General features: G+C 49.0%; 3 protein-coding genes. All 3 read right to left on the bottom strand.

The features are described 5' to 3' along the window. Positions 1 to 821 (bottom strand): Hpt domain-containing protein (locus tag QUA13_RS17940; RefSeq protein WP_333200599.1); only part of this gene is annotated, 821 nt, incomplete at its 3' end. Between the two features lie 217 nt (positions 822 to 1,038). Beyond that, complete coding sequence (locus QUA13_RS17935; RefSeq protein ID WP_333200597.1) at positions 1,039 to 6,831, bottom strand: PAS domain S-box protein; 5,793 nt, start codon at positions 6,829 to 6,831, stop codon at positions 1,039 to 1,041. A gap of 90 nt (positions 6,832 to 6,921) precedes the next feature. After that, positions 6,922 to 7,419, bottom strand: coding sequence for a chemotaxis protein CheW (locus QUA13_RS17930; protein WP_172188842.1), 498 nt, complete (start codon positions 7,417 to 7,419; stop codon positions 6,922 to 6,924). Positions 7,420 to 7,516 lie beyond the last annotated feature (97 nt).

Genomic DNA, 7,516 nt, shown 5'->3' with positions numbered 1-7,516 from the left:
GGTGTGGGGGAGTCGGGGGGTGTGGGGGAGGGGGAGATTTCGGGGATGTCGATCGCCCTTCCTTCCAATATTTGTTGGCGTGCAGTTTGCAAGTTTTGGGCGATCGCCCAACCCTCGGATTGCAACCGTTGTAGAGTCAAGTCTGGAGAGTCGATCAAATCTCTCAGGGGTGCGGCGACTTTCCCAAAATCCGGCAATTGCAGCATTCCAGCCAAACCCGAGAGTTGGTAGTAAACCTTGTGAAGGGCGGTGACGCTTTTTGCCAAATCTGCCTCGGAAGCTTGGGAAAGCTCGGTTTCTAGGCGATTGAAGAGTGGCGGCACTTCGTGTTCAAAAATCAGTTTCAGAGTTTCCGGGGCGGGCGATTGGCTGGCTGCGGGGACTGGCGACTCTTCTGACTTGCCGTACTTGGCCTCGAACTGAGCGAAAATTTGGGCGATCACCTCCAAGTTTTCTGTTTGATCGGGAGTTGTGACATCGGAGTGTTGAATTGATTCGAGGGCAATCTTTTTGAGAGCATCCACGCCTTGCAGCAAAACACTCACAGTAGTCGGTTCCAGGGCCGACAAGTCTGTGCGATCGCGCAAAATGACAAAACAGTCCTCCAGCGTGTGAGCCGCCGCCGATACGTTTTGAAAGCCCAACATCGAACCCGCACCTTTAATCGAGTGAGCCGCCCGAAACATTTCTTTAACTGCCGCTTCTCGCTCTTTCAACCCCGCAGCTTCCATCGCCAGCAGGTTCGTCTCCATTAACTGGAGAAACTCTTCGCATTCTGCATTATAAGCATCTATTAATTCGTTTAAATCGTCATCATTCATATTAGTCTGTTGTCTGTTGACAGTTAACTGTTGTCTGTTGTCTGTTGGCAGTTTTTTTATATATGATGTCCCGTTATTTAACTGTAATTGTTGCCAGGGTGGGTTAACGATTATCTATAAATTCGCATTCAGGATATTTGTCAACCCGCCCCGACAACAACGATAGTTATTAGTGAGTCGTATAACAGTCAACAGTCAACAGTCAACAGTCAACTGACTAACTGCGGAAATTCGCCACCGACTTTTGCAATTTGCTGACAGAACCAGACAGATCGTCCAAAGAAGCCTTGACATCTGCACCTTTTTGTGCTGTTGTATTAGCAATCTCATTGACTTGCTGCATACTACTAGAAACTTCCTCAGCCGAAACAGTTTGCTTAGCAGATGCGCGAGTAATATTTTCCACCAAAGCATTCATTTCTCGACTAACTTCGATGATGGCATTGAGGTGAGTTTTAGCTTCGCTTGCCAGCTTAGTGCCTTCCACTACCTCCAGCGTCCCCGATTCCATTGCCTTCATCACGCGGCTGATTTCTTCTTGAATAGTAGCGACAATTTCGGAGATTTCCTCAGTAGCGCCAGCCGATCTTTCTGCTAATTTCCGCACTTCTTCGGCGACAACTGCAAAGCCTAAACCTTGTTCGCCGGCTCGCGCCGCCTCAATAGTAGCATTCAGAGCTAATAAATTAGTTTGCGAAGCAAGTTGAGAAATCGAAGTCACAATTTTGCCAATTTGCTGCGAAGATTCGCCCAAACGCTTCATCATTTTTGAGGTAGAGGCGATCGTCAACCGGAGCCCGTTAATGCCTTCGACAGCTCGATCGACCGCCACACCGCCTGCTTCAGCCGTGTGAGAAGACTGCTGGGCAACTGTTTCGGCGCGCACCGAAACATCTCGCACGTCGCGGATCGAATGCACGATCCGCTCGATTTCCCGCATGATGGCAGATATTTTTGCGGCTTGAATTTCCGCCTGTTGGGTGAGTTGGCTGGTATTGTTAATTGACTCGCCGGTGGCAGATGTTACCTCTTCGGCTAAAGTTTGAATTCCCGTTACCACCTTCCGCAGAGAACCGATTAAGAAGTTGAAAGAGTCGGCGACAGCACCTAAAACGTCGTTAGTCACTTCCGCCCTGACTGTCAAGTCGCCTTGAGCAGCACCTTTAATTTCTCCCAACAATTTGAGGACTTGCTGCGTCAGAGAATCAGCTTCAGCTTTGCGTTCTGCTGCCAATTTTTCCAGTCGTTCTTCTGCCTCTTTACGCTCGGTGATGTCAAAGCGAATGGCGATATATTTGATGATTGTGCCGCTGGTATCAAAGATGGGGGAGATCGTCGAATCTACCCAGTAAAACGAGCCATCTTTGCGTCGGTTTTTGATTTCCCCTTTCCACACCAAACCGCGAGAAATTGTCACCCACATTTCTGGAAAAAATGATTTGGGATGGTAGCCGGAATTGATCAGGCGGTGGTTGCGGTGCAGGAGTTCTCCCATGCTGTAACCGGATATTTCAATAAATCTGTCGTTGACGTAGGTAATCGTTCCTTTGGGGTCAGTTTCGCTGACGATCGCCGATTCGTCGAGAGCATTTTGCCGCGTTTTGAGTTCTTGCACCAAGCGTTCCTGTGCCTCTGCCAACTGCTGCATTCGCTGCTGGGATGCTTTTTCCTGGGTGACGTTGCGGCAAACTATTACGCCGCCTTTAAGCGCCCCCGTTTCGTCTTTGAGCGGCCGGCCGTTAACTTTCACCCACAGGCCTTCTGGCTTGCCTGCGTGGCGGGTGAAAAGGTCTAAGTCGTCAAAGGCTTCTCCTCGAACCGTGCGCGCTAAAGGTATGTCGGCTGGGGGATAGGGAGTTACGGTATCGGGCAAGAATAAACCGTATTTTGCAGACCATTCGTTGGGAAGAGTATCTGTCGAACCCGCCCCAAAGATATCTTCGGCGGCGGGGTTGAACAAAATAAAATTGCTATTTTCGTCGGCAGCAATTATGCCGTCGCCAATGCTGTTTATTAACAGTTGCAAGAGATTGGTTTGCTGCCGAAATTGGTCTTCGGAACGGGCTAATTGGGCTGTTGTTTGTTGCAGTTGCACCATCGCCTGTTTGCTTTCGGTAATGTCGCGAGCGACTGCATACATGAGCTTTTGTTCGGTTTCAGGTCGCACTTTCCACGACAGCCACTTGTAGGAACCATCTTTGCAGCGGTAGCGATTTTCAAACAACTGTACTTCGGCGCCATCGGATATTTTTTCCGCTTCGGCTGTGGTTTCTTCGCGATCGTCTGGATGGACGAAATTGATAAAAGGTTGGTTTTCCACTTCTTCTAGGGTGTAGCCGAGGGTTGTTTCCCAAGCGGGATTGAGGCGCTTGAATTTCCCTTCAAAATCTATAATACAAACCAAGTCTAGGGAAAGGATAAAAAATCGATCGCGCTCTACTTCTGCTTTTTTGCGATCGGTAATTTCTACTGCTACTCCCCCAACGCCGATGGGTTTGCCGTCAGATCCGGGCAAAGGAAAGTATGACGCCAGCCAATCTCGCACGACGCCCGGTTGGTTGAAGGTTGAACCCGACACCTCAATATTTAAAAACGGTTGGTTGGTGGCGAGAACCTGCTCCAACATCGGCTGTAGGGTATCGATCATTTCAGGTAGAACTTCCCTCACCGTCTTACCGAGGTGTTCGGCAACTGAGGTGCCGGTGGTTTGCGCTAATTTCTCGTTGACTTGCACGAAGCGCAACTGGTCGTCAAAAATAAACATTGAGGCCGGGGCGGCTGTGAAAAATGCGTCAAAGCGGGTTTGACGCAAAACTAATTCTCGTTCTAAGGCTTTGCGATCGGTGATGTCGCGGCCTTCTGGAATTAGCAGCAAGACTTTGCCGCTGTCGTCTTTGATGGGTTTGATGGAGAAGTCAACGGTCGCCACGGCACCGCCGGCAACTAGCACATCCACTTCGTAGCGGACTACCTCGCCGGCCGCGGCAGAGACGATCGCTTCTCGTATCTGTTGCTTGGCTGCTGGGGAAATCTGCCACCACAGGATTTCCGAAAACGGGGTGCCTACTATGTCTTCTAGCAGCAAGTCTGCTGTGGCGAGGGCTGTTTGATTGGCTTCCAAAACGGTGCCGTCCGGTTTGAGCAGAGCTATGAATTGGAACGATTGGTCGAAAATGGCTCGGAACAGTCTTTCGCGATCGCGCAGCATCTCTTCTGAGCGTTTGCGATCGCTGATGTCGCGAGTAACTGTAGCTAGGCCCATAGGCTCGCCGGTTTCTGGGTGTTTGACTGTAAATATGGTGAAGTCAACCGGAAAGTTTTGGCCGGTTTGAAAGTTCCTCAAGCGGAATTCGCCCTGCCAAAAACCGTCTCGCACAGTAGCCGGCAGGATTTCTTCTTTTAAGCTTTTAGCATCTTCTGGTGTTAGGAAGTCATATATAGTTTTGGTTTTGACTTCTTCAATATTTTGCAATCCGGCTAGTTTAATACCAGCGGCATTCAGGTACGTTGCGTCTCCCTCCAGGGTAGCCGTGCCCATAAAATCCGAGCTGCTTTCTACGATAGAAATCAATCTTTGCTTTTCGATTTCGGCTTGTTTGCGCCCCGTGATGTCGTTGTTAGTTTCTAAAATTGCTTTGGGTTTTCCCTGTTCGTCTCTCTGCAAATTCCAGCGACTGAATACGGTGATTTGGGTGTCGTAATTGGTGGTGTGAATTAGTTCTCCTTCCCAATAATCCTGCGCTTCTAACTGTACCCAGATATCTGCTAAAGGCTGGGAAAAAATGGTGTGCCATAGAGTATGGGTGAGTTTTCCCAAGGCTTCTTTTTTTGTCCAGCCGTACATCCGTTCGGCTCCTTGATTCCAATAATTAATCGTGCCGTCAATATCCCGAACGATCAAAGCGTCGCTCGCCAGGTCGAGCATTTGCAAGTTCTGCTCCAAGGCTTGTTCTACGCACTTGCGTTCTTTAATGTTGCGGGCGATCGTTGAAATAAATCCAACTTCTGAATTCTCAGATTTGTGGGCCACTATTACTTGAGAAACAGGTAGTTCTTCGCCGTCTAAACTCTGCCAAACTGTCTCGCCACTCCACACCCCGTCCCGACAAGCTGCGGGGATGGCGACGTTGACAATAGTGTCGATACTTTTGGGGGATATCATCTCAGAAATGTTGATTCCGGCTAAATCTGCGTTTTCGCCAACTCTCAACATTTCTCTGGCGGCGCGGTTGAGATAAATGGTGCGCTGTTGGGTGTCGGCTATGGCTACCCAGTCTGTTGTGGTTTCTAAAATTGCTTTGAACCGCAATAGTTCTTGTTCGGATTTGCGGCTCTCTGTGATGTCGCGCGCGAAGCCGAGCATTCCTAAAATGTTGCCTTCTGCGTCTTTGAGGGGCAATTTCAGCGTGTCGAAGCTGTGTACTTTGCCGTCGGCTAAGGTGGCTAAGTCGTTGGAGTCCGGCGCTACCTGGTTGCCTGCCCGGAAGTTTTGGATTTGGTTCTGGGAATCGGTTTGGGCCTGGAAGCTGCCAAAGATTCGATCGACCGATATGCCGATTTCTGCGTCATCTTTGCCGATAATTTCGGCTTGAGTTTTGCCGAAGGCGGCGGCGAAACCTGCATTGACTAGGGTGTAGCGCGAGTTTCGATCTTTGACGAAGATGCAGTCTGGCGTAGCGTCAATGACTGTCCGCAGCAAGTTTTGGGAGCTTTCTGCTTCTGCGAGCGTGTGCCGCAGTTGTTCTTCCATTTGCACGCGCTTGGTGATATCTCTAATTGCGGAAACGAGAAATTTTCTGCCGTCGGCATCTACAAAGGTAGATTTTTTGGCGGAGAAATAGCAGGTGTTTCCTGCTGAGTCTGTGTGGATTTTTTGGCTTTCTCTGCTGGTATTTGTCAAGAAAACTAATTCGTCTGTTGCTCTATATGTGTCTGCTTGGTCTTTGGGCAAGAAGTCGTCGTAGGATTTGCCAATTAGTTCCGATCTGCGGTGACCTATGTATTGACAAAAAGCATCGTTTAATGTTATCCAGCGGTGCTGTTCGTCTTTGACGTAAATCGGGTCTGAGATGCTGTTGAGGATGTTATTTAAGAATTGTTCAGAGGCTTTTAATTGCTCTTGGACTGCGGTGCGATCGCGAATTTCCTGTTCCAATTGTGCGTTTGTTTGCAGGATCTGCTCGGTTCTTTCATTCACTCGCTGCTCTAGCTCTGCGGTTATCTGCTGCAATGCCACTTCTGTCTGTTTGCGGTGGGTAATGTCGCGGCCTTCGGCGAGGATTTGAAATACTTCTCCTGTTTTATTGAAAAGTGGCTTAAACGACACGTCCATTACTATCACATCGTTGTTGGGGCCGGTGATTTCGTATTCTTCCCGGACTAAATTGCCGATCGAGACTTGTTTAATGTTCGTTTTTAGGCGCTGCTGGTTGGTTGGAGATGATGCCCACAAAGGTGTGAGCCAAAATTTCAGCCCCAGCACTTCTGATGCTTGGAAATCGCCCAATTTTAGCGCTGTCTGATTTGCTTCGATCAGAGTACCGTCTGGCTCCAATAATGCGATCGCTTGAAAAGCTTGGTCGAAGATTGCGTGAAATCGCTGGTTAGTTTCGCTCAGTGCTTGTTCTGTTTCTTTTTTAGAGTTAAGGATTTGGGTGGAACCTACTAAGAAGTCGTAGCGGTTGGACAAACTCAAAAAAGCGATCGCCGGAATTACAGTTATCCAATCCGACACTGTTTGCACCACCGGGGAGTGCGGCAGTCCCAGGTATTCGGCGGCGTGGCCGCTGTGACCGAAAGCGCAGCTCCAAAATATGCCTGCTGTGACTGTGGCGAAGATGTCGAACCCGAATTGACGGTTTCGCCACAAACCTAAGGTGATCAGCCAGGCGATGGCAAAGTAACACGCACAAATGATGCAGTTAGCAGCCCCAGCTACTACCGATGCGGAGAAGTCAGGCAATGTCAGGGTGAAAGTCGTTGCGATCCAGGTATAGAGAAGTTCGATCATAAAATTAAGGAGGGGCAAATCGGATGCCGGCGATCGTTAGTTAAATTTATTGATGGAAAGCAGTTGCTGATTTATCTGTATTCTTGATTTTTACCAGCGTTCCGAATGGGCGATCGCTTCTACATCGACAATCATTAGCAAGCGTCCTTCGGAATTGTACAGACCTTTTAAAAAAGGTGCTAAGTCGGGACTGACATCTATCGCTGAGACAGTGCGATCGGGATTTAGAGATAAAACTCCTTCGACGCGGGAGACGGCTAATCCTATACGCATTCTCGACAATCTCACGTCTCGCGGATCGGGCGCTTCTACCACTAAGATGCGGCTGCTTGGGTGGTAGGTATCAACCGGCTCGATGCCTGCAAACCGTCCGAAGTCTGCTGCTGCTAAGATTTCGCCCCGCAAGTTGGTTAATCCCAGCAAAAATGGCAGGGTGTTGGGAACCGGGGAAATCGGTTGTTCCTTGAGCGAAAGGACTTCCCGCACTGCCTCTAATTCTATGGCGAACAGACTGCCTCCTTGACCGAACAGGAGAAATTGCTTTGTTCCACTTGTCTGATTGCCCGCCCGGGGAGCAGTTGTTTTCATTGCTTATTTTTTGTTTTTAGTGTAGCTTACAAATTATGGTTTTGCTTTGGTCTAAAAACCGACCGCAGATCGAGTTTTTCAGCATCATTTTTGGTGC

This window comes from Microcoleus sp. S28C3 (assembly GCF_036700785.1).
In the GTDB taxonomy this organism is placed as follows: domain Bacteria; phylum Cyanobacteriota; class Cyanobacteriia; order Cyanobacteriales; family Microcoleaceae; genus Microcoleus; species Microcoleus asticus.
This window is presented reverse-complemented; position numbering and strand designations above follow the sequence as displayed.

What these genes read in the sequence shown, in the direction of transcription:
- QUA13_RS17930 (WP_172188842.1), bottom strand. Translation starts at nt 7,419, where the DNA reads ATGAAAACAACTGCTCCCCGGGCGGGCAATCAGACAAGTGGAACAAAG.
- QUA13_RS17935 (WP_333200597.1), bottom strand. Translation starts at nt 6,831, where the DNA reads ATGATCGAACTTCTCTATACCTGGATCGCAACGACTTTCACCCTGACA.